Source organism: Phycicoccus sp. Root101, from assembly GCF_001426245.1.
Lineage (GTDB): Bacteria > Actinomycetota > Actinomycetes > Actinomycetales > Dermatophilaceae > Pedococcus.
Genome location: NZ_LMCM01000010.1, coordinates 237,098 through 263,128, shown reverse-complemented (window position 1 = coordinate 263,128; position 26,031 = coordinate 237,098). Strand labels below are relative to the sequence as shown.

The window sequence follows — 26,031 nt, the reverse complement described above, 5'->3', positions numbered from 1 at the left end:
CACCCCTGTGGACAGGGGCCAGACAGAGAGCGGGTGGAGCTCCTACGCCTGGCCGAGGTCCGCGAGCAAACCGGTGAACCAGGCCTGCGACGCGTCGAACGCCTTGCCACCCTTGATCCGGTCGAACTCGATGGCCCGCAGCTCGTCACCCCGCTCCTCGTCCTGCCCGACGACGCCGGAGTCGCCCCGCAGGGCGGCATCGACGGCGAAGTCCGTGCACTGGCGGATGAGGGCGAGGTCGGCGTCGTTGGCCGCGGCCGAGCGTGAGAAGTACCCGCTCTTCTGCACGAGCACCTTGTCCGCCCCGAGCAGCTCGGCGAACTGCTTGCCGAACCACTGACCAGGGTTGATCTTGTCGATCTGCACGTGCCCGAACGGGTCGCGCGGGACCTCGGCCCCGGACTCCTCGAGGGAGGCGACGATCTCGGCGAGGCCGGCACCCTCGGAGATGAACAGGTTCACGCCGTCGGACTCGTCCATGACCGCCCGCAGCCGCTTGGCCTCCTCGGCGATGTCGAACGGGCGCTCGGGGACGAAGACTGCGTGGACGTCCCACCGCTCGGGCGAGTTCTCGAGCCAGCCCGCGAACTGCGACCCCTGGACCCAGCGGTGGTGCTCGAGCGCCGTGGCTGCGGTGAGCCACCCGCAGTTGCGGCCCATGACCTCGTGGACGATGAGCATGCGGGGGTTGGAGGAGTGCTCGGCGATGATGTTGCGCGCGTAGACCGCCCCCTGCTCGGCGGCCGTCCAGGCGCCGAGGGACTGGCGGATCGGCACGACGTCGTTGTCGATCGTCTTGGGCAGGCCCACCACGGTGAGCTCGTAGCCGTTCGAGTGCAGGTAGGCCGCGAGGTCGGCTGCGGTGCCGTTGGTGTCGTCGCCGCCGATCGTGTGCAGGACGTCGACACCGTCGCGGCTCAGCTGCTCGGCCGCCACGTGCAACGGGTCCTGCCCCTCCTGGACGAGGCCCCTCTTGACGCAGTCGGCGACGTTGGTGAGCTTGACCCGGCTGTTGCCGATCGGGCTGCCGCCGAACGCGTGCAGCCGGTGGGCGCTCGCGCGCACGTCCTCGGTGACCTCCACCGAGTCACCGGTGAGCAACCCGGCATATCCGTTGCGGTAGGCGAGGATCCGCACATCAGGGGCGACCTCGGTGTACCGCTCGATCAGGCCGCCGACGGCGGACGACAGGCAGGGCGCGAGGCCCCCGGCGGTGAGCATGGCGACGGTCTTCACAGGCATGGCCCCACTCTGCCGTGTCGCCGTGGGGACGACCAGAGCGGCCTCAGCGGATGGACATCACGGCGCCGGACCGTTCCCACCGCAGCACGGCGAGCAGGGCGTCCGTCGGGAGCGAGACGCAGCCGGCGGTTCCGCGCCCGGTGTCCACGTGGAAGAAGATCGCCGAACCCTTGCCGGCAGTGCGCGATTCGTTGTAGCCGATCACCTGGGCGTAGTTGTAGGCCGGGGTGTTGAGGAGGTTCTCCGCCGAGTTCCAGCGGCCGTTGACGGGCTTGCGCTGGTGGGTGTTGTAGAGGGACGAGGCGCTGTCGTCGACCCAGACGTCGTTCGCGTCGACCCGGAACCACCCCTGCACGAGCCCCGGGTCGGCCCGGACGCCGAACCCGCCGCGGAGCGGGTACGTCCCCGCCGGTGTCCTCAGGTCGCCCTCGCGCTTGGACCAGCTGACGCCGTTGCGTCCGACGTGCCCCTGGTAGGGGCCGAGGTCGAGCAGGTACCTGCCCCCGGACCTGCGACAGGCACGCACCGTCGCCGACGACCCCGAGGAGTCGACGAGCACGACCTGGGCAGCGCGGACACCTGAGGGCACCGTGCACGTCGCCGTGGCCGGCGACGGCTTCGGCTTCGGCTTCGGCTTCGACGTCGGCGTCGTCCTCGCGGGCGTGGGCCTGGTCGCGGGCGTGGACCGGGTCGTGGTGCGGATCGGGGTGGGCGTGGCCCTGCGCGTCGTGGCGCTGGTCCGCGTGGGGGTCGCCCTGGTCGTGGTGGTGCGCGTGGGAGTCACCGTGGTGGTGGACGGCGTGCTGGAGGAGGAGGTCGCCGATGTCGTGGTCGCGGCGCCCGTCGTCGGCCCCGTGGTCGAGGGCCGGTCGTCGCCGCAGGCGGTCAGCGTCATCAGCCCGAGGACCACGGGCGCGGCCACGGCGGGGAGCGAGGCGCGGGGGCGCTTCATCGGTCGAAGTGCTGGTAGTCGGGGTTGCTCCACAGCCCACCCCAGCGCAGGCCCTGCGAGGTGAACGCCCGGACCGCGGCACTCCCGCTCGAGGAGAAGACCCCCGGAGCCGGGCCGCGACGGGTGAGGAAGTACCGGTCCGGGTACACCGTCCCGTCGTCCGCGACGTACGGGTTCTCGAAGTCGTTCACGTCGATGGCCGTGCCGTACGCGTGCTTGCTGTACACCTTGCTGGCCTCCTCGCCCCCGACGTAGCGGCAGTTGAACGCCGAGGTGTTGTCGGCCTCCATCGCGGCGTAGTCGTCGGCCCCGGGCCCCTTGGGGTTGTGGCCCCAGCTCGAGCCCATCGGCTTCATCTGCCGGATGCGGAACTGCAGCTCGTACAGCCGGGTGAATGCCGCTGCCGCCTCGTCCGCGATCGAGGCGTTCACGACGATCGAGCCGCGCGAGCGCTTGCCGTCGAACCCCCAGAAGTTGACCCGCACCCATCGCAGCTGGCTGCGCCCGACCGGGCACCCCGCCGTCCACGAGTAGCCGACCATCTTGGCCCAGGCGGCGTCGGGGATGGCGCCGACCGACGCGTTGGCCCCTGAACCCACGGCAGGCTCGTTGCGCGGGAACCGCACCGAGGGCTCGGCCCCTGCCCGCGGCACCGGCCCCAGCGCCGTGACCGGCTTCGGGGCCCTCACCGGCGTCGACGTCGACGACGGGGTATGCCGCGTGGTCGCCTTGCGAACCGGCGTCGAGGTCGTGCGCCTCGCCGTGGTCGTGCTGCTCGTCGTCGCGGCGGTGCTCGCGGACGTGGTGGGAGCAGACGTGGTCGGAGCGGACGTGGTCGGCACGGCGGTCGAGGTCGGCGTCGTGGCGCGGACCGCACCCGAGGCCCTCGGCGACGGGTCGTTCCCACACCCCGCGGTCAGGGCGACGGTCAGGGCGAGGGACAGCGCGAGGAAGGACACGGCATACCGGCGGGGGGAGCTCATCGGGGCACCACTGTGCCCGTTTCGTCCCGCCCGGACAAGCACGGTCCGCCCTGCGGCGGCAGGACGGACCGTGGTGTCGCGGTGGGCGTGCGGTCAGCCGTCCTTGCAGGGACGGGCGACCGTGGGCACCTCGGACCTGGGTCGCGCGGGCAGCGGCGGCACGTCCGCCTCGGGAGTGAGCGCGGTGTAGGCGTTGCCGATGACGAGGTCGAGACGGGTGCCCTTGCGGTCGATCTTGAGCAGCTCGGCCCCGGGCACGTGCTGCTTGAGCAGGGCTGCCGCGAGGTCGCCGTCCTCGCCGTAGCGGATCACGGCGGTCCCGAGCTGCATCGTCTGCAACGGGTCGTTGGAGACGTCCTTGACCTTGAAGCCGCGGGCCTTGACCTCGTCGGCCACGACCTTGGCCAGGCCCGTCTTGTAGGTGGTGTTGTAGACGTTGACCGAGACCTCGGAGGGGATCGGCTTGAGCCGCTCGGGCATGGGCACGAGGTCCTTGTAGCCGATGCCCACGACGACGTCGACGGACGTGCCCTTGCGGACGTCCTCGAAGAGCTTGGCGCCGGGGATCTGCGCGGCGGTGAGGAGGGCCTGGTCCAGGCCGGCCGGGCCGTGGTGGACCACCGCCGGCTGGGTGACGTACCAGGACTCGGGGGCGTTGCTGATCCCCCCGACCTTGAAGGCGCGCTTGGTCAGGCCGGTGGCGACCTTGGCCGCGGTCCCGTCCACGCCGGTGGCGTTCATGACGTTGACGGTGAACGAGCCACGCGCCGGTGCGGGGACGACGGTCGGCTGGCAGACCGGCTTCGGCGGCGCCGGGGTCATCCAGCCGCTGGAGTAGGCCGCGGTCATGCTCGCCGTCCCGAGCAGCACACCCGGGATGGTCACGAACAGCATGATCTGGCGCAGCCGGTGGTTGCGCCACACCTGCGTCGGTGTGTGGTCCTCGTCCTTCATCCCTACCCCCTGGCTCCTGCTCCGACTTTTCACAATGTTCACACTAGTCACACCAGTCACATGTCAAGCGACACGCTCACGACGGCTTTCGTCACCGAGCCGTGACGATCCCGGTGCGAGGATGTCGCCCCATGACCTTCCCCCCGACCTCGCTGACCGCCCTGCGCGGCCGACTGGCCCCCGGTCTGGCCGCGGGCGCGGTCCTGCTGCTCACCGTCGGGGCGTGCGGCGGACCGGACACCCTCCAGGGGACGGTCGTCTCGGCAGCCGCCGCGGGCAAGGCCGGCACGCCCCTCGATGGGGGCAGGCTGGCCGTGCTCGACGACGGCGGGCTGCGCGACTTCCTCGGCGCGGCAGGGATCGACACCCCTCCGCAGGCAGAGCTTGCCTACCTCGGTGGCCGGGTGCGACATGACGACGTCACGCGCGCCGGCGGCTCACTGGTGACGATCGACGACAAGGGCGAGTTTACGCTGACGACGACGGGTCGCCGGACCATCTGCCTGCTCCTCGAGACCCCTCAGGTCGACGTCCTGCGAGGGTGCGTCGCCCTGGAGCTCCCCGCCTCGGGACACCTGAGGATCACTGTCGCCAAGGACGAGCTCAAGGCTGCACTGGAGGACTGAGTCCGCGCGACCGCAGACCCCGGACGAGGGGACCTCAGACGACCGCGAGGTCCTTGGCGACGAGCTCGGCGACCTGGACCATGTTGAGCGCCCCACCCTTGCGGAGGTTGTCGCCGCAGATGAAGAAGTCGAGGGTGTTGGGGAAGTCCAGCGCCTGACGGAGCCGGCCGGCGAACCGCGGGTCCGACCCCACCGTGTCGTTGGGGGTGGGGAACTCGAACGTGTCCGGGTCGTCGAGCACGACGACGGCCGGCGCCTCGACCAGGGCCTGCCGTGCCTCGTCGACGTCGATGGGACGCGCGAAGGTCGCGTGCACCGCCACCGAGTGCGTGGAGATCACCGGGACCCGCACGCAGGTCGCGGAGACCCGCAGGTCGGGCAGGCCCAGCACCTTGCGGGTCTCGTTGCGGATCTTCAGCTCCTCGGAGGTCCAGCCGTCCTCGGCGGCGACGCCGATCCACGGCAGCACGTTCATGGCGAGCGGGGCCGGGAACGGCGAGTCCGTCCCGAGCTCGAACTCGATGAGCCGCCGCACGTCCCCGGGCGCGTGGCCCAGCTCGCGGTGCCCGGCCACGACCTCGATCTCGTCGTACAGGCGCGCCATACCGGCTCGTCCGGCACCCGAGGCCGCCTGGTAGGTGGCGACGACGAGCTCGGTGAGCTCCCACCCGGCGTGCAGCACGCCGAGGGCGTCGATCATCGTCAGCGTCGTGGCACCCGGGTTGGCCAGGATGCCCTTGGGGCGGTTGCGCACCTGGTGCGGGTTGACCTCGGGCACCACGAGGGGGATGTCGGGGTCGCCGCGCAGCGCGGAGCTGTTGTCGATGACGACCACGCCCCTGGCTGCCGCGATCGGCGCCCAGTGGGCCGCAACCGGCGACGGCAGGTCGACCAGCGCGATGTCGACGCCGTCGAAGAACTCGGGCGTGAGCTCCTGGACGACGACCTCGCGCCCGCAGACGACCAGCTCGGTGCCGGCGTCCTCGGGTGCGGCCGCGGCACGGATCTCGCCCCAGATGTCGGCCCGCATCGCGAGCACCTGCTGCGTGACCCGCCCCACGGCTCCGGTGGCACCGACCAGGGCGAGGGTCGGGCGGGGAGCCTTGGAGGCGAGGGAGGTCACCGTCCGGAGCCTCCGTAGACGACGGCTTCCCCGTCGGCGGAGTCCAGGCCGAAGGCCGTGTGGACGGCGCGGACGGCGTCGTCGAGCAGGTCGGCCCGGGTCACCACGGAGATCCGGATCTCGGAGGTGGAGATCATCTCGATGTTGACCCCGGTGTCGGCCAGCGCCCGGAAGAACGTGGCCGAGACCCCGGGGTGCGAGCGCATCCCGGCGCCGACGAGCGACAGCTTGCCGATCTGGTCGTCGTACTGGATCGAGCTGAAGCCGACCGACTCCTGCACCTTCTTCAGCGCCTGCACCCCGGTCTGGCCGTCGGTCTTGGGGCAGGTGAACGAGATGTCGGTCAGGCCCGTGTCCGTCGCGGACACGTTCTGGACGATCATGTCGATGTTGATCTCGGCGTTGGCGCAGGTCTGGAAGATCTCGGCGGCCTTGCCGGGGTGGTCGGGGACGCCGACGACCGTGATCTTGGCTTCGCTCCGGTCGTGGGCGACACCGGCGATGATGGGGGCTTCCACGGTGTCTCCTGCGGGGGTGGTGGGGGCTGGGGCGTCCGTGACGATGGTGCCCTCCTTCGCTGAGAAGGAGCTGCGGACGTGGATCGGGATGCCGAACCGGCGGGCGTACTCGACGCTGCGCAGGTGGAGCACCTTGGAGCCGGACGCGGCGAGCTCGAGCATCTCCTCGTTGGAGATCCGGTCGATCTTGCGGGCCGCCGGCACGATGCGCGGGTCGGCGGTGAAGACACCGTCGACATCGGTGTAGATCTCGCACACGTCGGCGCCCAGCGCGGCGGCGAGCGCGACGGCCGTGGTGTCGGTGCCACCCCGGCCGAGGGTGGTGATCTCCTTCGTGTCCTGGCTGACGCCCTGGAACCCCGCGACGATGACGATGTGGCCCTTCTCGAGGGCGTCGGTCACGCGGCCCGGGGTCACGTCGATGATGCGGGCCTTGCCGTGCGTGGAGTCGGTGATGACCCCGGCTTGGCTGCCGGTGAAGGACCGCACGGTGTACCCGAGGTCGGCGATGGCCATGGCCACCAGGGCCATCGAGATGCGTTCGCCGGCGGTGAGCAGCATGTCCATCTCGCGCGGCGGTGGCTGCGGGCTGACCTCGTTGGCGAGGTCGAGCAGCTCGTCGGTGCTGTCACCCATCGCCGAGACTGCGACGCAGACGTCGTTGCCGGCCTTCTTGGCCTCGGCGATCCTGCGGGCGACCCGCTTGATGCTGGCGGCGTCAGCCAGCGATGAGCCGCCGTATTTCTGGACGACGATCGGCACGGTGGAACTCCTGGGGACCAGACGACGGTGCAGGTTCTCGCGTGGGGTTCACGCGCGGAGCGCCGAGTCTATCGACCGTCCTCATCGTGGGACCCGGCAACCGTATGCCGGACGGGAACGCCCGCGGGCGCGTCACCGTCAAACGGCGGTCACCGGCACCGGCGGAGGGATACGGTCAACCATGACCATCGAGGTTCAGGGGGTCCGCCGCGCGTTCGGCGACGTCCTCGCGGTCGACAGCATCAGCCTCACCGCCGCACCGGGCGAGGTCACCGCGCTGATCGGCCCCAACGGCTCCGGCAAGACGACGCTGCTGCTCATGCTCGCGACGCTGCTCGTCCCCGACCAGGGAGCGATCCGCATCGACGGGCTCGACCCGGTCACGCAACCCACCGAGGTCCGCGCGCGCATCGGCTGGATGCCCGACGGGTTCGGCACCTGGGACGCGCTCACGGTGAGGGAGGTCCTGCACACCGTCGCCGCGGCATACCGGATCCCCCCGGACCGGGCCCGCGCCCGCACCCAGGAGCTGCTCGCGACGGTGCACCTCGAGGACCTCGGCGACCGGCGCGCGCGGGTCCTGTCCCGGGGTCAGAAGCAGCGCCTCGGACTGGCCCGCGCGCTGATCAACGACCCGAGCGTGCTGCTGCTCGACGAGCCCGCCTCCGGTCTGGACCCCCGCAGCCGGATCGAGCTGCGCGACGTCCTGCGCGCCCTGGCGGCGCAGGGCAAGACGGTGCTCGTGTCGAGCCACATCCTCACCGAGCTCCAGGAGGTCGCCGACCGGGCGGTCATCGTCGCCCGGGGCCGGAGCCTGCAGACCCAGCGGCTCGACGACGACTTCGTGTCGACCGGCACCGCCTCGTGGCGCATCGACTCCCTCGACCTGTCCCGGCTCACGGACTGGCTCGCCGACCACCACGTCCCGGCCCGCCGCGTCGGCGGCGGCCTCACCGAGGTGGAGGTGTCCGGCGAGGAGAACGCGGCCCGGCTGCTCGCCGACGTGGTGCGTGACGGCATCCGGGTCACGACGTTCGCCCCCAGCCAGGGAGCCCTCGAGACCGCCTACCTCGCAGCGACGGAGGACCGGCGATGAGCTGGGACGGGATGATGACGGTCGCCACCCTCGAGCTGCGGCAACGGGTCCGCACGTCGAAGTGGCCGATCGTGCTGGCCGTGTGGGTCGCGATCATCGCGCTCGTGGCGTTCCTGTCCTACTGGGCGACGAACGACGCCGACCTGCGGTCGGGCGAGTCGATGTACGACATCGTCATCTTCTTCGTGCTCGGCCTGGCCATGCTCATCGTGCCCTCGCTGACGGCCACGTCCGTCAACGGCGACCGTGAGCACGGCGTGCTGGCCACCCTGCAGACGACCCTGCTCACGCACTGGGACATCGTCATGGGGAAGCTCGTGGCGGCCTGGGTCATCTCGATGACCTTCCTCGTCACGGCGATGCCGTTCATGGCGTGGGCGTGGTTCGAGGGTGGGGTCCGCGGCGACAAGATCGCCCTGTCCGTTGTCGTGCTCATGCTCGTGCTCGCCGTGGTCTGCGCCCTGGGCCTGATGTTCTCGACCCTCACCGCGCGTCCCATCGCCTCGGCCGTGCTGACCTACCTCACGATGGGCGCCCTGGTGTTCGGCACGACCATCGGCTTCGCCCTGTCGGCCTTCCTCGTCACCGGCGAGGAGAAGATCCAGGTGTTCGGGATCCCCGACAACTGGTACGAGACGCACCAGCCGCCGGCGGTCGACCCGGCCGACCCCACCCTGACGCCGGAACAGATCGACCAGCTGAACAAGGCAGGGCAACCCACCCCGGCGGACTGCACGACCTTCACCCGCACCGTGACCCTGGCCCACACCGAGCGGATCTGGTGGATGCTGCCGCTCAACCCCTTCGTCGTCGTCGCCGACGCGGCGCCCTCGGAGCCCCGCAAGCGCGGCGACCAGTACTCCTCCGGCTTCACCCCGCTGCGGTGGATCAGCCTCGGTGCCCGGTCGGCGCGCAACGGGCCCAGCGCCCAGGCCACCGACGAGTGCGCGATGCTCACCAACACCGGGGACACCGGATTCACCGACCCGTCGGAGAACGCGCTGAAGACGGCCCCCGTATGGCCGTACGGGCTCGCATTCCTGCTGGTCGCCGGCAGCGGTGCGGCCGTGGTCGCCGGGCGCCGTCTCCGGACGCCCATCCGACGGCTGCCGAACGGCACCCGCATCGCCTGAGCTGCGGCCTCAGGGGTGCAGCGCGTCGAACTCGGCTTCGGGGACCAGCTCCGAAGCGCGTGGCCCTCAGGGGTGAAGCGCGTCGAACTCGGCTTCGGAGATGGTCTCCTCGTCGGCATCGAGCCGGATGTGGCCGAGCAGGGACTGCAGCACGCGCAGGGCGGCGGCCGCCCGCTCGCCCCAGTCGGACAGGTAGCTGAACTGCCACCACCAGAGCGCCTCGGACAGCCGGCCCGCGTCGTGGTGGCGCAGCCCGTGGGCGAGCGCCCCGGCGACGACGGTGATGTCGTTGGACAACGACCCCGTGGTCAGCTCGGCCGAGGTGACCGGGTCGACGAGGTCGGCGTACTCGTCGAGGCCCTCGAAGAGGTTGGCGAACCCGGTGCGCAGCGGGTCGAGCTCGGGGTCGGTCGTGTCGGCCTCGAAGCGCTCGGCCGGGACGATGTCCTGGATCGCGGCGAGGCGCGTGCCCATGACCAGCGCCTGCGACAGCGCGAGCAGCGTCATGGGGATCGCCGCGTCGGGTGCCGCGCCCGAGGCGACCTCGGTCACCGTCGCGAGGTAGTGCCTGGCGTCGTTGGCCGACTCGTCGGCCAGCATCCGCAGGTCGTCAGACATCGAGCAACCGCCTTCCTTCGAACGCCCGACCGAGGGTGACCTCGTCGGCATACTCCAGGTCGCCACCCACGGGCAGGCCCGAGGCGAGGCGGGTGACCTTCAGGCCCATGGGGCGCAGGAACCGCGCGAGGTAGCTCGCGGTCGCCTCGCCCTCGAGGTTGGGGTCGGTGGCGATGATGACCTCGGTGACCTCGCCGGACGCGAGGCGGGTCATCAGCTCCTTGATGCGCAGGTCGTCAGGACCGACGCCCTCGATCGGGCTGATCGCGCCCCCGAGCACGTGGTACCGGCCGCGGAACTCGCGGGTGCGTTCGACGGCGACGACGTCCTTGGGCTCCTCGACGACGCAGATCGCGGTCCCGTCGCGGCGGGGGTCGGCGCAGATCCTGCACTGCTCGCCCTCCGCGACGTTGCCGCAGGTCGCACAGAACCGCACCCGGGCCTTGACCTCGGTGATCGAGTCGACCAGGCGCGTCACGTCGACGGCGTCGGACTGCAGCAGGTGGAAGGCGATCCGCTGAGCACTCTTGGGGCCCACGCCGGGAAGCCGGCCGAGCTCGTCGATCAGGTCCTGGACCACACCTTCGTACACATCCGTGAGCCTATGCCCTGCGGGTGTCAGCCACCGGACCGGACGCGCTCGCGGAGCCCACCGGCCAGACCCATCACCGTGAGCTGGTCGACCAGGCCGCCCAGCCGGGCAGCCAGGACCGGGTGCTTGACCGGGGCCATCCGCAGCCGCAGGTGCAGGCGACTGCCACCCTTCCCCTCGGCGGTCAGCCGCAGGCACCACGTCAGGTGGGTGCGGCCGCGGGTGGAGGTGTGCAGCAGGTGGTGGGGCGGGTCGATCGAGGCCACGGTGAACGTCGCGTCGCGCCCACCCCAGTCGGGGATCACGTCGCCCTCGGCGAGGTCGAGGTGCTGTGCGTCGAGGTGTCGCAGGCCTCGCCTGGCCGGCGGGATGGCGCGTTCGAGCAGGGCCGGGAAGTACCACCCGGCACGGCGCTTGCCGAGCTGCACCAGCCACGGCCAGACCGCCTCGGGTGGTGCGGGGAGGCTGAAGGCGCGGTCCATGACCACGTCCGCGTCGACCAGCTCGTCACCGGGGAGGGTGGCGCTGCGTTCGGCGGGAGTGGGTCGGGTGAGCACGGTGGTCAGCCCTCGTCGATGACCTTGCCGCCGAGGAGTCGCTCGATCACCGGCCGCCCCACGTCGCCCACGGCCTCGATGTCCTCGTCGTCGTCGCTGGCAGCGCTGTCGTCGGCGATGTAGGTGTCGGGCGTCCGCTCGGGCTCCTCCGCCGCGACCTCCGCCTTGGCCCGCGCCAGCAGGGACCCCGGCGCCGCCGGGACCACGGCGATGGGCTGCGCTCCCGGGGCCGGTTCGGTGGCCCAGCTCGGACCGCTGCCCGGCGCCGCCGGTGCGCTGGCCCAGCCACCGTCGCCGGACTCGGGTGCGGGCGAGGGTGCGACGGCACCGCTCGCGGCGTATGCCGTGGCAGCGCGCCCACCGGCGTCGGAGGAACCTCCGCCCGCACCGCGACCGGGGGTGGCCCCCGCGGCGGACCCGGTGCTCCCGGAGCCACCTGCCCCCTGGTCGTGGAAGCCGCGCGAGGTCTCCTCGGGACCGACCACCGGGTGCGACTCCCCGCTGGGGGCAGCCAGCCGGGCGTCGGGCACGGGGATGCCCTCGACCCGGGCATCCACACCGAGGACGTCGATCAGGGCCTGCCGGACGAGATCGGCGTGCGGGCCGTGGCGGAACGTGTTGGCGATGCCGACGGTGGAGATGCCGAGCACCACCCGGCGCCCGTCGAATTCGTGCACCGTCGCGTGCTCGGACAGCAGCGTCCACGTGGTGCGCTTGTGCTTGAAGATCCAGCCGAGGATGTCCGGCCAGGCCCGGCGGATCGCCGCGGTGTCCATGCCGCCCGTGGGCGCGCGCTCGGGCTGGGGCTGGTCCTGCTCCACGGCCGGTGTGGTCGCCGATGTGGTCGTGGGCGGTTGAGGGGGCTGGGCCTGCGACGGCTGCGACGGCCCGGCCTGCGCCGGCGACGGCTGCGCCGGCTCGGGCGCGACCGGATCGGCGGTCCCGGTCGGCGGCTCGGCATCCCGATGCTCCGGCTCCACGCCCCGGCGCTCCGGCTCGGCGCCTCGGTCCGTCGGCTCGTCCGTCCGGGTCGGCGCGGCCGGTTGCTCGACGACCGGCGTGGCCATGGTGGGCGGCGCGTACGGCGGTGTCTCGGGGCGTTGGGTCGGTGCGGCTGGGGCGCTCGGCTCGGCTGCCGGGGCGGGAGCCGCGGACGCCACCGGCTGGACCGGCACCTGCGGCCGGGCGGCACCGGAGGGGACGCCCTCGACGTCGAGGCGACGCTCGAGGCGGTCGAGCCGCGCGGCATACCCGCTCTCGCCGGAGGCCCCCGGCAGCAGGACGCGCGCGCAGATCAGCTCGAGCTGGAGGCGGGGCGCGGTGGCACCGGTCATCTCGGTGAGGCCGGCGTTGACGATGTCGGCGGCCCGGGAGAGGGCGCCGCTGCCGAAGGCCGCCGACTGCTCGCGCATGCGTTCGAGCTGGTCCTCGGGCACCCCGCGCAGCACGGACGAGGCGCCGTCGGGGATGGCGGCCACGACGATGAGGTCGCGCAGCCGCTCCAGCAGGTCCTCCACGAACCGGCGGGGGTCGAGCCCGGTCTCGATGACGCGGTCGACCTGGTGGAACACCCCGGCCGCGTCCCCCACGGCGAAGGCGTCGATGGTGGCGTCCAGCAGCTCGCCGTCGGTGAACCCGAGCAGGGCCGCGGCGCTCTCGTAGGTGAGGCCCTCGTCGGTCGAGCCGGCGATGAGCTGGTCGAGCACGGACAGGGAGTCACGCACCGAGCCACCGCCGGCGCGGGTCACGAAGGACAGGACGCCCGGGGCGACCGCGACCTCCTCCTGGGCGCACAGCTTCTGCATGTAGTCGGAGAGCTGGCCCGGCGGGACGAGGCGGAACGGGTAGTGGTGGGTGCGGCTGCGGATCGTGCCGATGACCTTCTCGGGCTCGGTCGTCGCGAAGACGAACTTCACGTGCTCCGGCGGCTCCTCGACGATCTTGAGCAGGGCGTTGAAGCCCTGCGGCGTGACCATGTGGGCCTCGTCGATGATGTAGATCTTGTAGCGGCTCTGGGCCGGGCCGTAGGACGCGCGCTCGCGCAGGTCTCGGGCGTCGTCGACACCACCGTGGCTGGCCGCGTCGATCTCGATGACGTCGACCGAGCCGGAGCCGCCCCGGGCCAGCGCCACGCACGAGTCGCAGGCGCCGCACGGGTCGGGCGTCGGGCCCTGCTCGCAGTTGAGGCAGCGGGCCAGGATGCGGGCGCTGGTCGTCTTGCCGCAGCCGCGCGGGCCGGAGAACAGGTAGGCGTGGTTGACGCGCCCCGTGCGCAGCGCCTGCATGAGCGGCTCCGTGACGTGCTCCTGACCGATGACGTCGGCGAAGGACTCGGGCCGGTAGCGGCGGTACAGGGCGGTGCTCACGATCGGAACCCTAGTCGGCCCACCTGACACGGCACAGCGGCCGCCGGAGGGCGTCCGCCGCCACCGCCCGGCCCTCCTCGACGACCCTGCGAGCCCTGACGTGGAGCCGGTGCCAGACTGTCGGCGACGACAGGAGATCCATGGCTGCGCGAGGCAAGCAGGGCACGACCACCCCGAAGACGAAGGCGAACCCGCTCGTCCTCGAGGTCAAGGGCGCCGGCAAGGACATCGAGGGCTCGGTGCTGCTGGCGCCGATCGACCTCAGGGCCAAGGCCGGTCAGTGCGTCGTCCTGCGCGGCGAGAACGGCAGCGGCAAGACGACCCTGCTGCGCATCCTCGCGGGCGCGCTCGAGCCGTCCGTGGGCTCGGCGACCTTCAACGGTGCCCCGCTCGACGAGCGCGACCCGGCCACGCGCGCCGGGGTGGCGTCGCTCGTGGGTGCCCCCACGGCATACCGCGACCTCACCGTCATCGACCACCTCGTCCTCATCGACTCCACGTGGGGCGGGCAGATCTCCACCGCGGACGAGCGGGCCGACGCGCTCCTCGAGACGCTGGAGATCGACCACCTGTCGGAACGGTTCCCGCACGAGCTGTCCTCGGGTCAGCAGCAGCTGTTCCACCTGGCGATGGTGCTGTTCCGGCCGTCGACGGTGTTGCTGCTCGACGAGCCCGAGCAGCGCCTCGACACCCACAAGCGCGAGCTGCTCACCCGGATCCTCGTCGAGCGCAAGGCCGCGGGCGCGACGCTCGTGATCGCCTGCCACGACCCCGTGATGACCGAGGCGATCGCCGACCGCGTCGTCGACGTCGCGGGCGCATGAGCGAGCGGGACGACGCGGTCGCCGGGGCGAGCGGCCCCACGACGGACGAAGGTCGCCTCACCCAGGCGCGCAAGGTCATCCGTGGCGGCCTGCCCGAGCAGGGCAACGGCAACGCCGTGTATGCCGCCTACGTCGCCGTCATCGCCTCCCTCGTCTACGGCGTGCCCGCGTCGCGCGCGTTCTTCAAGTTCGTCGACCCGCAGTGGCTGTCCCGCCACCTGACCGGTGTCCAGGGCGTCCTGGTCGTCGGGGGGATCGTCGTGGGGGTGCTGCTCCTGGGGTACCGGCTCGGGTCGGTCCGCGGCCCCGTCGTGCCCGACCTGCCCTACCTCGACCACGTCGCCTCCAGCGCCCTCGACCGCGCGGTCGTGCTCCGGCGCTGGTGGCGGATCAGCCTCGCCGGCTGCCTGGTCCTGGGCCTGCTCACCGGTGCCGTCGTCGGCACCGGGATGGTGTCTGCCGGTATCGCACCGGTCGTCGTGCTGCTGCCGACGACCCTGGGCGGCCTCGTCGTCGGCCTCGCGCTGGGTGGTGCCTGGCTCTGGGGGCAGGTGCGCTCGTGGCCCACCGGCGACCGCGGTCCGGCCACCGTGCTGCGTGGCCGTCGTTCGCTGCGGGCCCTGCACCACGTCGGCCTGCGCACCCAGTCGGCACGCGCCGTGACCATGGGCGGGGCGGTCCTCGCCGGCGACCTGCGGGCAGCCCGCCTCGACGTCGCCGCACCGAGCACCCGCCTGCGCCGGACCCGGCTGCGGGCCCGCGGACGGGTCACGGTGGTCGCCGAGCGCGACCTGCTCGGCCTGCGCCGCTCACCCGGCACGTTCGTCGTCGGCCTCGTCCTGTCGACTGCCGGCTGCTGGGCGCTGGCGCACTCGACGACCCCCGGGGTGCCCAACATCGTCGCCTTCGCCGGCGTGCTGGCCGCCTACCTCGGGTACGGCGCCTGGTCCGAGGGCATGCGCCTGCAGGGCGACAACGCCGGGACACCGGCGCTGATCGGGCTGCCGTTCGGCGAGGAGGCCCTGGCGCACCTCATCACCCCGTCGGCGATGTTCGCCGCGGTGGCCGTGGTCTGCGGCGTGGTCGTCGAGACCACCTCGTCGGCCGGCCCCGCCGCGATCTTCTGGCCGGTGGCGATGACCGCGCTCGTCGCCGGGACACACCTCATGGCGGCGTTCCGCGGGTTGCCGCCGGTGACCCTGTTCTCCCCCGGCTCGGCCGTGATCTCCGTCGGGTTCTGGTACTCCCGGCCGCTGCTGCTCGCGCTGATCGGCGGCGTGGCCGCGACGGCGCTGCTCACCCGCTCGAGCCTGACGAACGCCTTCATGGTCCTGGTGCTCGCGTCATACGCCGCCGTCATGTTCGGCCGGCGCCGCGTCCGCCTCCTCGACGAGGCCCATCGCGCCTGACCCCCGGCCCCACCACCGCACGGGGCGAACGCCGCTGCGCCGCGCCGGCAAAGCGGGAGTTGCTCGGCAGGACGGCAGTTATTTGTGGGGGCTTTCCCGAACGACACCCGCTTTGCGGTTCGCCGACGGGGCCGGAACGACAAAGGGACACCCCGCGTACCTGGAAGAGCTCTCCTACCCTTGCTGCATTCCTGCCCTGGGGGAGTTCGGAGAGGTACCACCACGCGGGGTGCCTGCGACAAGTGTAGACGGGGCCGTGCCGTGGCAGCCAATCCCCTCTTGCGACACTGGTGCCCATGACTCCGCTCGTGCTGTTCCGCCGTCTCGCCGTCGCCGAAGCCGTCACGTGGGCGCTGCTGCTCACGGGCATGGTCCTCAAGTACGGCACGAGGACGACCGAGCTCGGTGTGCAGGTGTTCGGCATGGTGCACGGCGTCGTGTTCATCGCCTACTGCCTCACCACGGTGTTCGTCGCGGTCAACCAGCGCTGGTCGGCCCGCCTCACCCTGCTCGGCCTGGTGAGCGCGGTGCCGCCGTTCATGACGGTGTGGTTCGACCGCCGGGCCGAGCGGCGCGGCCGGCTCGAGGGCGGCTGGCGCCTGGCGCGGGGCGGCGAGTCCCCGCGTTCGGTGCCGGAGAAGGTGCAGGCATGGATGCTCGCCCGACCGGTCGCGGCGGTCGCGGTCGCCCTCCTCGCCGTGGCTGCCCTGACCACCGTCGCGCTGCTCGTCGGGCCCCCTGCGAGCTCCTCCAGCTGACGATTTCAGGACAGGGCCCCCGCCCGTGTAGCCTCGCCCGCGGAGGATTCGCATAGTGGCCTAGTGCGCACGCTTGGAAAGCGTGTTGAGTGAAAGCTCTCAGGGGTTCGAATCCCCTATCCTCCGCCACAGAGATGACCCCCAAGCTTGCGTGGGGGTCTTTCTCTTTGGCGGTGGGTAGGTGATGACGGGAGCCTGAGCGGGCGGCGAGGAACGAGCCGGCCGCGAAGGCGGCTCCCCTATCCTCCGCCACACGAGTAGGGCCCCGAGCATGCGAGGGGCCCTTTCTCATGCCCCGGCCCCGGTTCGATGTGAACACGCCGGTGGTTCCCGGCGCGTCCACGTCGACCCGGTCAGTCGACGAGCAGGTATGCCGCGTGCGCGGGCAGGCTGCCCGCCTCCAGCAGGTGGGTGCCGAGCAACCGGGCCCCGTCGAGCGCCCCACCCAGCGCCGGTGCGAGGACCCGTCCGTCGCGGGCGAGCCGCCGCTCGAGGGCCGTCCGCACAGGCACGGCCGCGAGGACTCCCCCGGTGGCGACCAGGACGGGGTCGGGCAGCCCGGAGGCCGCAGCCCCCAAGGCATCGGCGAGTCCCTCCCCCGCGTGGGCGCAGAGCGCGGTCGCCACCGGGTCACCGTCGGTCGCCGCCTCAGCCACCGCCGGGGCGAAGCCAGCCAGCCGCTCGGGGGCGTCAGGAGCGTTCATCACCTGCCGGGGCCAGGTGGTCGGCTCGCCGAAGGAGGGACGAGCCGCATCCAGCAGGGCGGACGACCCGGACGGCAGCCCGTCGGAGGACCGCAACGCCGCCCGCAGGCCCTCCAGCCCCAGCCAGGCCCCCGAACCCACGTCGCCGAGCACGTGCCCCCAGCCGTCGACCCGGCACCACGTCTCGTCGAAGTCGGTGCCGAAGGCGACCGCCCCGGTCCCGGCGGCGACGACCGCGCCGGGACGCAGCCCGTCGAGCGCCCCCACGAGGTTGGCCACGGCATCGCTGACCACCACCGTGCGACGAGCACCGAACGACGAGCGCACGATCCGCATCACCTCCGTGCGGTCGGCGAGGAACAGCAGACCCCGCATCGACCAGACGACGACGTCCGGATCCTGCATGGGCAGCTCGTCGGCCACCAGCGCCCGGGCCGCCACGGCCAGAGCAGACACGTCGATCCCGCCCGGCTGGATCCGCACGCCGGGGGCGGTGCGGACCGGACCGGGCTCGGTGCCGTGCGAGAGCTGGACGCGCAGGCCGGAACCGCCGATGTCCACGGCCGCGACCGTCGCGCGGCCCAGGGTGCTCACGCCCGCGATGGGATCACTTCGACATGCCGGCGGTCAATCCGGCGACGATCTGCTTGGTCGCGAGGAGGAACAACAGGATCAGGGGGATCGTCGTGATGACCAGCCCCGCGAACACGGCCGAGTAGTTGGTGGCGTTCTCCCCGAAGAAGGTGGTGAGCCCGACGGGCAGCGTGTACTTCTCCTCGCGGCGCAGCAGCACGAGCGGGAAGAGGAAGTCGTTCCAGATCGGCACGAAGCGGAAGACGGCGACGGTCGCCAGCGCCGGACGCACGAGCGGGACCATGACGCGCCAGAACGTCTGCCACGGCGAGGCACCGTCCAGGGCGGCGGCCTCCTCGAGCTCCTCGGGCAGCTGCCGGAAGAACGTCGTCAGCACGAAGATCGAGAACGGCACCCCGGACGCGCCGTACATCAGCGCGAGCCCCATCCGGGAGTCGATCAGCCCGAGGCCGTCGAACAGGTAGAAGATCGGCAGGATCGCGAGGTGGATCGGGAGCATGAGCCCGGACAGGAACAGGGACTCGAGCCAGCGGAAGGCTCTCGACCGAACGCGGGCGAGCGCGTAGGCCGCCATCGTCGAGACCGTGGTCGACAGCACCACCGCGCCGACCGTGACGAGCAACGAGTTGCCGAAGTAGGTGGCGAAGTTGCCGGTGGTCCACGCCTCCTCGTAGCTCTGCGTCGAGATCGGCGACGGCAGGCCCAACGGGTCGGTGATGAGGTCGGCGTTGGTCCGGAACGAGCTGAGGACCATGAGCAGCAGGGGGACCAGGGCGATCGCGGCATAGAGCCACAGCACCACGGTCGCCGTCGTGCCCCCGACCGGCTTGCCGCCGGAGCCAGCCCGGGCACCACGGCCGCCGCGCGGGCCGCGTGGCTGGGCCAGCACCGGGCCCTCACGGTCGGTGGAGGCCACGGGCGGGACGACGACGCTCATACGGTGATCCTCCGCTCGTGGCGACGCAGGACCGAGGTGGCGCCCAGGGCGCCACCGAAGATGACGAGGAACAACAGGGTCGCCAGCGCCGACGAGCTGCCGATGGCGTCGATCGAGCCGGAGTCGAAGGCAGTCCGGTAGAACAGCAGCGACACGAAGTCCGTCGAGCCCGCCGGGTTTCCGGTCGACCCGCCGAACGCGTACGGGAGCGCGAACGCCTCCATGGCGAAGATGAACGTCAGCACCGACACCGTGCCGATCGCCGGGACCAGCAACGGCAGGGTCACCTTGAAGAACGCCTGGCGGTGGCTCGCCCCGTCGACACGAGCAGCCTCGGTGAGCTCCTCGGGCACCCCACCCAGCGCGGCGCCATACAGGAGGACGGGGAAGCCGATCCACTGCCACACGCTCACGAGCACCACCACCCACAGGGCGGTCTTGGGGTCGCCCAGCCAGGGAAGGGCCCACGACTCGAGGCCGATCTTCGTCAGCAGCTGGTTGACCGGGCCGAAGGTCGGCGAGAGCAGGAGCGTCCAGAGGTAGCCGATGACGATCGGGCTGACGAGGTAGGGCATGGCGTAGAGCGTCTGGAGCAGCCGGCGGGTCCGGGCCCGACGGTGCAGCAGGAACGCGACGCCGAGGCCGATGGTGTTCTGGAACACCATCGTCCCGCCGAAGAACAGCACGTTGTGCAGCAGCGCTCGCGGCAGGTCCGTCGTGAACGGCGCCCTGGTGAACAGCGTGCGGAAGTTCGTCAGGCCCGCGAACGCTCCGCGCGCCGTGCCCCGCCACTCGAAGAAGGCGTAGGAGAACGCCGTCGCCATCGGGTAGAGCACGAACACCCCGAACAGCAGCAGGGCGGGGAGGACGAACAGCAGCCCCGTACGACGTCTCACGCGGCCGGCTTGAACCAGGTCTTTACGCCGGTGTCGAGCTCCTTGCTCACCGCGGACGCGTCCTTGCCACCGAGCAGGAGCTGCTGGATGCCCTTGCCGAGCAGGTCCGTGCCGGACGGCGAGCCGTAGCGGAAGTCCGTGAGCAGCAGGTACGGCGAGCCGGACTTCACGTAGTTCTCACTCATCTGCTTGAGCAGCGGGTCCTTGTACTCGACGCCGGGGACGGCCGAGATCTGCTTCACGTCGTCGGCGACCATCTGGCCGAACTCCTTGGTCGACATCCACGTGACGAGGTCGGTGGCGGCCTTCTGGTTCTTCGACTTCTTGGAGACCGCGAAGTTGCCGTCGGCCCAGCCGGCCGTCGTGGCCGTGGCCCCGCTGGGCGACCCCGGGGGCGGGGGCACCTGGAAGACCCCGATCTTCATCGCGGGGTTCGCCTTCTGCAGCACCGCGAGGTCGTAGGACCCACCCGGCAGCATGGCGGCCTTGCCCGCCGTGAAGAGCGTCTGCGCGTCCGTGATGGCGACGCCCGTGACGTTCTTCGGCATGAACTTCTCGAGGTCCTTGACGACCTTGACCGACGCGACCCAGTCGGGGTCGGTGAAGTCCTTGGACCCCGTGGTGACCTCGTCCTGGAACGCCTTGCCACCGAAGCGCGGCGCCGCGAGGACCTCGTGGACGATCGGCAGGGTCCAGTCGTCCTTGGCCCCCACCGCGATCGGCGTGAGGCCGTCGGCAGCGAACTTCGTGTTGGCGGCCATGAACTCGTCCCAGGTCGTCGGCGCCTCGAGCCCGGCCTTGTCGAACACGTCCTGGTTGTAGAACATCACCGTGGTCTGGCGGGCGAGCGGCACGGAGTAGATCTTGCCGTCCTCCTTGCCCTTGGCGCTGGCGACGACGTTCTCGTCCCAGCCGGAGAGGTCGACCTTTCCGTCGAGCGGGACGAGCGAGTCGGAGGCGACCGTCGTCTGCAGCTGGCCGTAGGACCGGACCTGCGGGACGTCCGGGCCGTCGGAGCCGGCGAGGCCGGTGGCGAGGATCTTGTTGTACTCGGTGGCCTTGAACGCCTTGAAGTCGACCTTCACCCCGGGGTGGGCCTTCTCGTAGGCCGCGAAGATCGTGTCGTAGGCCGCCTTGTCCTCGACCCGCCACGACCACACGCTCAGGGTGGTGTCGCCGCTGCCGCCGCCGGAGTCGTCCCCGCCGCTGGAGGGCGCGCACGCCGTGAGGGCGAGGGCTGCGCCGAGGGCGACCACGGAGGCGATGGACCTGTGGGTGCGACGAGTCATGAACGTTCTCCTGTCAGGGGATTCGGCGCCACGGATACCGAGGAGCCATCTCGCGGGGAAGGGGTGGGTTCCGGGGAGGAGGTCTGGAGGAGGGCGGCGCTGCCGGGCACCAGGTCGGCCAGCGCCCTCGCGACCGAGCCCTGGTGGTCGGCGATGGCCAGCCGGGCCGTGGCCGCGTCGGTGCCGGCAAGCATCGACAGCAGGGCCGTCTTGAGCTCGCCGTCGGCGGCCTCGAGCGCGAGGCGGGCATCGGTCTCGTCGGCGCCGCTGGCCTCCTGCAGGATGCGCAGCACGCGACCACGCAGCTTGGCGTTGGTGGCGACGACGTCGACCATGAGGTTGGACCAGGTCCGGCCGAGCCGGATCATCACGGCCGTCGAGAACGAGTTGAGGACGAGCTTCTGCGCCGTCCCCGCCTTGAGCCGGGTCGAGCCCGTGAGGACCTCGGGCCCGGTGCGGGCCACGAGGAGGTGGTCGGCGTATGGCGCGAGGCCGGCCTCCGGGTTCGAGGTCACCAGGGCGGTGATCGCCCCCAGCTCACGGGCCCGGCGCAGGGCGCCGCCGACGAAGGGCGTGCGACCCGAGGCGGTGAGGCCGATCGCGATGTCGCCCTCGCGGAGGGCCGAGGCCTCCGCCTCACCGGCACCCTCGTCGTCCTCGACGTTCTCGACCGCACGCAGGAGGGCGCCGAGGCCTCCGGCGTGGTGCGCGACGAACAGGCCGTCGGGGGCGTTGAAGGTCGGCAGCAGCTCGGCGGCGTCGAGGACGGCGAGCCGCCCGGAGGTGCCCGCGCCGAAGTAGTGCACCGTGCCGCCGGTCCTGATGGCGGCGACGGCCCGGTCGACGAGGACGGCCAGCTCGGGCAGCACCTCGGCCACCGCCGGGGCGACCCGGGCGTCGTCGTCGTTGAGCAGCCGCAGGATCTCCAGGGTCGGCTGGGTGTCGATGGCGGTGCTGCCGGGGTGGCGCTCCTCGGTGGGCGCGCTGACGCTCACGTCGCTGGTCACACCGTGAGGTTAGTTTCTTACGCTCGATGCGTCAACGACGTAAATGAATGACCAGTCAGGCCGTGCCGAGTCACTGACGCAGGTGGTGGCTGGCCACCGCCTGCCGGGTCTCCTTGACGGCCTTGCGGGCCCGGGGCAGGTTGCGCTGGGCCACCGCGATGTAGAGGCAGTCGACGACGGTCAGCGCCGCGATGCGGCTGGCCGTGGCCCCGGACCGCAGGCTGGTCTCGCGAGCAGCCGTGGTGAGCACGAGGTCCGCGCGAGCCGCGAGCAGGGACACCGGGAAGTTGGTGATCGCCATCGTCGTCGCACCCCGGCTCCGGGCTGCGTCGAGCGCTTCGATGGTCTCCGAGGTCGTGCCCGAGTGGGAGATCCCGATGGCCACGTCCCCCTTGCCCAGCAGGGTCGCGCTCGTCAGGGCGATGTGGGGGTCGTTCCAGGCGAAGGCCACGACCCCGATGCGGTGCAGCTTCTGCTGGAGGTCGGTGCCGACGATGGCGCTGGCACCGATGCCGTAGATGTCGACGCGCTTCGCGGCCGCCACGGCTGCCGCCGCGGCGGCGAGGCTGGGTCGGTCGAGCTGCTGGGCGGTCTCCTCGACCGCGCTGGCGTCGACGAACGCCACCTTGGCGATGATGTCGTCGATCGTGTCCTTGGCGCTGATGTCGGTGTCGGTCGCCCCGCCCGCCCGCGGCTGCGCGCTCTCCTCCGCCAGCCCGAGCCGGAGCTGGGGGTAGCCCGGGAGCCCGAGCCGACGACAGAACCGCAGCACGGTCGTCTCCGAGGTCTGGGCGGAGACGGCGAGCTCGCTGATCGTCAGCGCAGCAGCGGCCCTGGGGTCGGCGAGCACCTGCTCGGCGACGCGGTCCTCCGCCGGTGACAACGAGGGACGGATCCCGCGCAGGCGCACCAGGAGGGGCACGGTCGGCACGGTGGCGTCAGCGGCACGGGGGGGCATGGGCTTACCGTACGGCTTCGCCTCCTGCGTCATCGTGACGCCAGCATCCAGCCCTGCGCGACGAAGTCCCCGGGAGTCTTCTCCCCGTCCAGCACGACCCGGCCGCCCGAGGCCACCCGCACGTCGTCGACGTAGGCACCGCGTCCGAGGTAGGCGGCGTCGGTCGTGTAGCGCCACCGCAGGACCTGGCTCCCGCCGAGGAGGTCGGCCCGCGCCTGCACCCACCTGCGGTCCCCACTTCCCGAGACGACGCCGTCGCTCTGGGTGGTCTCTCCCCGGTCGCGGACCATGAAGGGCAGCGCCGCCCATGTCACCCCGCCGTCGGTCGACCGTTCGAGCGCGAGCAGGTCGCTCTCCTCGGTGTCGAGGAAGAGGTCGAACCCGAGGCGCCCGCCCCTCGCCGGCACCTCGAGGGGTGGAGTCGCGAGCGTGCTGGTCGTCGCGTCCTTCGCGCCGCTGAACCACGCCGTGTCACCGTGCGCGGGGCGCACCCTCATGGCCTGCGCCAGGCCTCCCGCCCACTCCCGCCGCGCCAGGTTGATGCTGCCCCAGCTGCGGGAGGGGTGGACCCGGTTGGTCAGCAGGATCGCGAACGAACGCGAGGCGAAGTCGATGACGATCGAGGTGCCGGTGTACCCGGTGTGCCCGGCCGTCTGCGGGCCCGAGAGCGCATCCATGTACCAGCGCTGGTTGAGCTCGAACCCGAGGCCGTGGTCGTCTCCCGGGAAGTCACCGTTGAAGTTGGTGATGAGGGACGTGACGCTCTGCTTCGACAGGATCCGGTGGCCCCTGTAGGTCCCTCCGTTGAGCAGGGCCTGGCTGAGGACGGCCAGGTCGTCGACCGTCGAGAACACACCTGCGTGGCCGGCGACACCTCCGAGGGACCAGGCGTTCTCGTCGTGCACCTCGCCCCAGACCATGCCGCGCGCCGGGGCCGTCTGGTACTCGGTGGCCGCTGTTCGCGTCCGGTCGCTGGGGTTGTAGCCCGTGTCACGCATGCCCAGGGGTCGTGTGATGCGCTCCGCGACGACCTCGTCGAGCGGCTTGCCGCGCAGCTTCTCGACCACCACGCCGAGGGTGATGAGGTTGAGGTCGCTGTAGAGGTACGTGGAACCCGGCGGGTTCGTCGGCGGCTGGTCCAGGACGGCCTTGATCCGCGAGGCCTTGTCGGGGTACTTGCTCCAGAGCGGCAGCCAGGCCGGGAAACCTGACGTGTGCGTGAGCAGCTGACGGATCGTGACCCCCTCCTTGCCGCCCGCGGCGAACTCGGGCAGGTAGGTGGCCACCGGGGCCTCGAGCGCGACCTTGCCCTCCTCGACGAGCTGGACGACGGCCAGCGAGGTGAACAGCTTGGACACCGACGCCAGGTCGAACACGGTGTCCTCGCGCATGGGGACCCACTGGTCCCGCGGAAGCTCGGTCGTCGCGTCGGCGTACCTGAGCGCGAACCCGCTGGCGTCCCGCTCGACGACCTTGCCGTCGTGGCCCATCAGGCCGACCGCGCCCGCGTACATGGGGTGGCCGCCCAGCGGCGCCGTCTCGTGGGCGCGGATCTGGTCGACCGCCATCGCGACCGGCCCGGGGTCGAGCCCGACCGCGGCCGGTGGCGCGTCGTGCAGCACGGTGTTGGGTGGGGCGAATCCCTTGGAGGGCTTGCTGAAGTCCTCAGCCACGGCGGGTGCGGCCACGAGGGCACCACTCAGGACGAGCGCGCAGGCCACCACGCTCGAGGGCAGGGTCGGACGCAGGTGCATGGTGGTCCACCGTCCGGTTCAGGCGGCCGGGCCGCGGTAGATGAGGTACTGCCGGCGCCGCCGGTCGAAGTCGCGCAGCTCTGCCTGCCAGGCGCCGACCACCTCGTCGGCGCCGGCTCCGGCGGTGACTTGCTCGCGCAGCCTCGTGGAACCGCTCAGCTTGTCGATCCAGTAGGGGCGCGGGTCGTTGTCCACCCGCCACGCGAACTCCTTGTAGAGCGCCTTCGCGGCGACGAGCATCTCGACGCCGGTGCGCACCGGGTCGAACCTCGCCGGGTCGGTCACCGACACCTGCACGCCACCACAGACGGTGTTGAGGTGCTTGCTGAAGGTCGGCGTGAAGTACGCCTCGCGGAAGGCGACGCCCGGGATCGACCGTGCTGCAAGGCGTTCCGCCCACCGGTGGTCGACGTAGGGCGCCCCCACGAGCTCGAAGGGCCGGGTCGTGCCGCGGCCCTCGGACAGGTTGGTCCCCTCGAACATCCCCGTCCCCGGGTACACCAGCGCCGTGTCGGCCGTGGGCATGTTGGGACTGGGCATCACCCACGGGAGCCCGGTCTCGGCATACGGCACGTCCCGTCGCCAGCCGGAGACCTCGACCACGGACAGCTCGCTGACGCGACCGCCGGCGTCGGCGGTGAGGAACTCGCCGTCGAAGTACCGCGCGAGCTCGCCGACGGTCATGCCGTGGGCCTGGACGATCTCCTTGGCGCCCACTCCGGAGGTGTACGCCGTCGTCATCATCGGTCCGTAGGCCTTGCCGCCCAACGGGTTCGGCCGGTCGAGTACCACGAACCTCGCACCGGTGGCGACAGCCGCCCGCATCGCCGTGTACATCGTCCAGATGTAGGTGTAGAACCGCGCGCCGGCGTCCTGGATGTCGAAGACGACCGTCTCCACCCCCGCGGCGCGGAACAGCTGCTCCATCTTCGCGGCGTTGGCACCGTAGGCGTCGTAGACCGTCAGCCCGGTGCGCGGGTCGGTGTGCGTGCCCTCGGAGTCGCCCGCCTGCGCGGTCCCGCGGAACCCGTGCTCCGGCCCGAACACCCCGACGATGTCGACCGTCCCGGCCTCGTGCATCTCGTCGACGATGGTGCGCAGGTTGGTGAGGATGCCGGTGGGGTTGGTGATGATGCCCACCTTCTGACCCGCCAGCGCCCTCCACCCGTCCGCGGCGGCCCGCTGGGCCCCCGTCGCGACCGGGCGGTTCGGGTATGGCGCCCCGGCCGGGGTCGCGGCGGCGGTCACGGGGGTGGCGGCGGGGGTGGCGGCGCCGGCGGTAGCGGCCACCGAGGCCGGCAGGACCAGGGCTCCTGCGCCGGCGGCCGTGAGCAGCTGACGACGGTTGAGGTGGGTCTGGTGCGACATCGGTCGTCCGA

25 protein-coding genes, 1 tRNA gene and 1 other RNA gene are annotated in these 26,031 nt (G+C 71.7%); 8 read left to right on the top strand and 19 right to left on the bottom strand.

All coding sequences use genetic code 11. The features are described from left to right. Nucleotides 1–42: 42 nt before the first annotated feature. Both ASC58_RS18190 and ASC58_RS18185 read right to left on the bottom strand, forming a co-directional pair. On the bottom strand, nt 43–1,242 hold the full coding sequence (locus tag ASC58_RS18190; protein WP_056920271.1) for a pyrophosphate--fructose-6-phosphate 1-phosphotransferase: 1,200 nt from the start codon (nt 1,240–1,242) through the stop codon (nt 43–45). Between the two features lie 43 nt (nt 1,243–1,285). Next, the gene (locus tag ASC58_RS18185) at nt 1,286–1,831 is read right to left on the bottom strand and encodes a L,D-transpeptidase (protein WP_056920270.1); all 546 of its coding nucleotides are present in this window, start codon (nt 1,829–1,831) and stop codon (nt 1,286–1,288) included. A 1-nt stretch (nt 1,832) separates the two neighbouring features. Between ASC58_RS18185 and ASC58_RS18180 the strand changes: the two genes are divergently transcribed. Then, the gene (locus ASC58_RS18180) at nt 1,833–2,258 is read left to right on the top strand and encodes a hypothetical protein (RefSeq protein WP_056920269.1); all 426 of its coding nucleotides are present in this window, start codon (nt 1,833–1,835) and stop codon (nt 2,256–2,258) included. On the opposite strand, the gene ASC58_RS18175 is transcribed toward ASC58_RS18180, so the two are convergent. Together ASC58_RS18175 and ASC58_RS18170 are read right to left on the bottom strand one after the other, a co-directional pair. Beyond that, nucleotides 2,191–3,177: a M15 family metallopeptidase gene (locus tag ASC58_RS18175; protein ID WP_056920268.1), complete on the bottom strand. Its 987-nt coding sequence runs from the start codon at nt 3,175–3,177 to the stop codon at nt 2,191–2,193. The two genes, ASC58_RS18180 and ASC58_RS18175, sit on opposite strands and share 68 nt — an antisense overlap. A 93-nt stretch (nt 3,178–3,270) precedes the next feature. Further along, nucleotides 3,271–4,131 (bottom strand): LytR C-terminal domain-containing protein, encoded by an 861-nt coding sequence (locus ASC58_RS18170; RefSeq protein ID WP_056920267.1) that lies wholly within the window; start codon nt 4,129–4,131, stop codon nt 3,271–3,273. A gap of 131 nt (nt 4,132–4,262) precedes the next feature. Between ASC58_RS18170 and ASC58_RS18165 the strand changes: the two genes are divergently transcribed. Further along, nucleotides 4,263–4,757, top strand: coding sequence for a hypothetical protein (locus tag ASC58_RS18165; RefSeq protein WP_056915805.1), 495 nt, complete (start codon nt 4,263–4,265; stop codon nt 4,755–4,757). Between the two features lie 34 nt (nt 4,758–4,791). On the opposite strand, the gene ASC58_RS18160 is transcribed toward ASC58_RS18165, so the two are convergent. Next, a complete protein-coding gene (locus ASC58_RS18160) occupies nt 4,792–5,880 on the bottom strand; it encodes an aspartate-semialdehyde dehydrogenase (protein WP_056915806.1) in 1,089 nt (362 codons plus the stop codon). Continuing rightward, nucleotides 5,877–7,160, bottom strand: a complete 1,284-nt coding sequence (locus tag ASC58_RS18155) for an aspartate kinase (RefSeq protein WP_056915807.1) — start codon at nt 7,158–7,160, stop codon at nt 5,877–5,879. Before ASC58_RS18155 ends, ASC58_RS18160 begins: the two co-directional genes overlap by 4 nt. 181 nt (nt 7,161–7,341) lie before the next feature. On the opposite strand from ASC58_RS18155, the gene ASC58_RS18150 reads away from it, so the two are divergent. Both ASC58_RS18150 and ASC58_RS18145 read left to right on the top strand, forming a co-directional pair. After that, nucleotides 7,342–8,256: an ABC transporter ATP-binding protein gene (locus tag ASC58_RS18150; protein WP_056915808.1), complete on the top strand. Its 915-nt coding sequence runs from the start codon at nt 7,342–7,344 to the stop codon at nt 8,254–8,256. Continuing rightward, nucleotides 8,253–9,389 (top strand): ABC transporter permease, encoded by a 1,137-nt coding sequence (locus tag ASC58_RS18145; protein WP_056915809.1) that lies wholly within the window; start codon nt 8,253–8,255, stop codon nt 9,387–9,389. The genes ASC58_RS18150 and ASC58_RS18145 overlap by 4 nt, the downstream gene beginning before the upstream one ends. Before the next feature lie 66 nt (nt 9,390–9,455). Here the strand turns inward: ASC58_RS18145 and ASC58_RS18140 are convergent, their stop codons facing one another. The 4 genes from ASC58_RS18140 to ASC58_RS18125 are packed head-to-tail and all read right to left on the bottom strand — an operon-like array spanning nt 9,456 to nt 13,522. Next, the gene (locus tag ASC58_RS18140; RefSeq protein WP_056915810.1) at nt 9,456–10,007 is read right to left on the bottom strand and encodes a DUF5063 domain-containing protein; all 552 of its coding nucleotides are present in this window, start codon (nt 10,005–10,007) and stop codon (nt 9,456–9,458) included. Continuing rightward, nucleotides 10,000–10,599 carry a recombination mediator RecR gene (gene recR / locus ASC58_RS18135; RefSeq protein ID WP_056915811.1) on the bottom strand — a complete coding sequence of 200 codons (600 nt, stop codon included), beginning with the start codon at nt 10,597–10,599 and terminating at the stop codon, nt 10,000–10,002. Before recR ends, ASC58_RS18140 begins: the two co-directional genes overlap by 8 nt. 26 nt (nt 10,600–10,625) lie before the next feature. Then, on the bottom strand, nt 10,626–11,156 hold the full coding sequence (locus ASC58_RS18130) for a hypothetical protein (RefSeq protein ID WP_056920266.1): 531 nt from the start codon (nt 11,154–11,156) through the stop codon (nt 10,626–10,628). A gap of 5 nt (nt 11,157–11,161) precedes the next feature. After that, nucleotides 11,162–13,522, bottom strand: a complete 2,361-nt coding sequence (locus ASC58_RS18125; protein ID WP_056920265.1) for a DNA polymerase III subunit gamma and tau — start codon at nt 13,520–13,522, stop codon at nt 11,162–11,164. 140 nt (nt 13,523–13,662) lie between these two features. Between ASC58_RS18125 and ASC58_RS18120 the strand changes: the two genes are divergently transcribed. Further along, nucleotides 13,663–14,346: an ABC transporter ATP-binding protein gene (locus tag ASC58_RS18120; RefSeq protein ID WP_082553437.1), complete on the top strand. Its 684-nt coding sequence runs from the start codon at nt 13,663–13,665 to the stop codon at nt 14,344–14,346. Continuing rightward, nucleotides 14,343–15,755 (top strand): hypothetical protein, encoded by a 1,413-nt coding sequence (locus ASC58_RS18115; protein WP_056920264.1) that lies wholly within the window; start codon nt 14,343–14,345, stop codon nt 15,753–15,755. The genes ASC58_RS18120 and ASC58_RS18115 overlap by 4 nt, the downstream gene beginning before the upstream one ends. Before the next feature lie 138 nt (nt 15,756–15,893). Here ASC58_RS18115 and ffs read toward each other — a convergent pair. Then, nucleotides 15,894–15,992, bottom strand: an RNA gene (gene ffs, locus ASC58_RS20785) — signal recognition particle sRNA small type. Between the two features lie 59 nt (nt 15,993–16,051). On the opposite strand from ffs, the gene ASC58_RS18110 reads away from it, so the two are divergent. After that, entirely contained in the window at nt 16,052–16,513 is a 462-nt protein-coding gene (locus tag ASC58_RS18110) for a DUF3817 domain-containing protein (protein ID WP_056915815.1), read from the top strand. A 41-nt stretch (nt 16,514–16,554) separates the two neighbouring features. Next, nucleotides 16,555–16,642 (top strand) — tRNA-Ser (locus ASC58_RS18105). Nucleotides 16,643–16,866: 224 nt separating this feature from the next. On the opposite strand, the gene ASC58_RS18100 is transcribed toward ASC58_RS18105, so the two are convergent. From ASC58_RS18100 to ASC58_RS18065, 8 genes are all read right to left on the bottom strand, one after another. Further along, entirely contained in the window at nt 16,867–17,811 is a 945-nt protein-coding gene (locus tag ASC58_RS18100; protein ID WP_235529309.1) for an N-acetylglucosamine kinase, read from the bottom strand. Between the two features lie 13 nt (nt 17,812–17,824). After that, nucleotides 17,825–18,748, bottom strand: a complete 924-nt coding sequence (locus ASC58_RS18095; RefSeq protein WP_056920263.1) for a carbohydrate ABC transporter permease — start codon at nt 18,746–18,748, stop codon at nt 17,825–17,827. Continuing rightward, a complete protein-coding gene (locus ASC58_RS18090) occupies nt 18,745–19,644 on the bottom strand; it encodes a carbohydrate ABC transporter permease (RefSeq protein WP_056920262.1) in 900 nt (299 codons plus the stop codon). The genes ASC58_RS18095 and ASC58_RS18090 overlap by 4 nt, the downstream gene beginning before the upstream one ends. Next, complete coding sequence (locus tag ASC58_RS18085; RefSeq protein WP_056920261.1) at nt 19,641–20,933, bottom strand: extracellular solute-binding protein; 1,293 nt, start codon at nt 20,931–20,933, stop codon at nt 19,641–19,643. Before ASC58_RS18085 ends, ASC58_RS18090 begins: the two co-directional genes overlap by 4 nt. Then, entirely contained in the window at nt 20,930–21,940 is a 1,011-nt protein-coding gene (locus tag ASC58_RS18080; RefSeq protein ID WP_082553436.1) for an N-acetylmuramic acid 6-phosphate etherase, read from the bottom strand. Before ASC58_RS18080 ends, ASC58_RS18085 begins: the two co-directional genes overlap by 4 nt. Before the next feature lie 70 nt (nt 21,941–22,010). Continuing rightward, the gene (locus ASC58_RS18075; protein WP_056915819.1) at nt 22,011–22,898 is read right to left on the bottom strand and encodes a MurR/RpiR family transcriptional regulator; all 888 of its coding nucleotides are present in this window, start codon (nt 22,896–22,898) and stop codon (nt 22,011–22,013) included. A gap of 29 nt (nt 22,899–22,927) precedes the next feature. Then, entirely contained in the window at nt 22,928–24,652 is a 1,725-nt protein-coding gene (locus ASC58_RS18070) for a serine hydrolase domain-containing protein (RefSeq protein WP_056920260.1), read from the bottom strand. Between the two features lie 18 nt (nt 24,653–24,670). After that, a complete protein-coding gene (locus ASC58_RS18065) occupies nt 24,671–26,020 on the bottom strand; it encodes an exo-beta-N-acetylmuramidase NamZ domain-containing protein (protein WP_056920259.1) in 1,350 nt (449 codons plus the stop codon). Nucleotides 26,021–26,031: the final 11 nt, after the last annotated feature.

Excerpts from the sequence above, each read along its gene's own strand:
- ASC58_RS18085 (WP_056920261.1), bottom strand. The coding sequence starts at position 20,933 with ATGACTCGTCGCACCCACAGGTCCATCGCCTCCGTGGTCGCCCTCGGC.
- ASC58_RS18065 (WP_056920259.1), bottom strand. The coding sequence starts at position 26,020 with ATGTCGCACCAGACCCACCTCAACCGTCGTCAGCTGCTCACGGCCGCC.
- ASC58_RS18175 (WP_056920268.1), bottom strand. The coding sequence starts at position 3,177 with ATGAGCTCCCCCCGCCGGTATGCCGTGTCCTTCCTCGCGCTGTCCCTC.
- ASC58_RS18110 (WP_056915815.1), top strand. The coding sequence starts at position 16,052 with ATGACTCCGCTCGTGCTGTTCCGCCGTCTCGCCGTCGCCGAAGCCGTC.
- ASC58_RS18140 (WP_056915810.1), bottom strand. The coding sequence starts at position 10,007 with ATGTCTGACGACCTGCGGATGCTGGCCGACGAGTCGGCCAACGACGCC.
- ASC58_RS18165 (WP_056915805.1), top strand. The coding sequence starts at position 4,263 with ATGACCTTCCCCCCGACCTCGCTGACCGCCCTGCGCGGCCGACTGGCC.
- ASC58_RS18120 (WP_082553437.1), top strand. The coding sequence starts at position 13,663 with ATGGCTGCGCGAGGCAAGCAGGGCACGACCACCCCGAAGACGAAGGCG.
- ASC58_RS18070 (WP_056920260.1), bottom strand. The coding sequence starts at position 24,652 with ATGCACCTGCGTCCGACCCTGCCCTCGAGCGTGGTGGCCTGCGCGCTC.
- ASC58_RS18190 (WP_056920271.1), bottom strand. The coding sequence starts at position 1,242 with ATGCCTGTGAAGACCGTCGCCATGCTCACCGCCGGGGGCCTCGCGCCC.
- ASC58_RS18145 (WP_056915809.1), top strand. The coding sequence starts at position 8,253 with ATGAGCTGGGACGGGATGATGACGGTCGCCACCCTCGAGCTGCGGCAA.
- ASC58_RS18115 (WP_056920264.1), top strand. The coding sequence starts at position 14,343 with ATGAGCGAGCGGGACGACGCGGTCGCCGGGGCGAGCGGCCCCACGACG.
- ASC58_RS18075 (WP_056915819.1), bottom strand. The coding sequence starts at position 22,898 with ATGCCCCCCCGTGCCGCTGACGCCACCGTGCCGACCGTGCCCCTCCTG.
- ASC58_RS18150 (WP_056915808.1), top strand. The coding sequence starts at position 7,342 with ATGACCATCGAGGTTCAGGGGGTCCGCCGCGCGTTCGGCGACGTCCTC.
- ASC58_RS18095 (WP_056920263.1), bottom strand. The coding sequence starts at position 18,748 with ATGAGCGTCGTCGTCCCGCCCGTGGCCTCCACCGACCGTGAGGGCCCG.
- ASC58_RS18170 (WP_056920267.1), bottom strand. The coding sequence starts at position 4,131 with ATGAAGGACGAGGACCACACACCGACGCAGGTGTGGCGCAACCACCGG.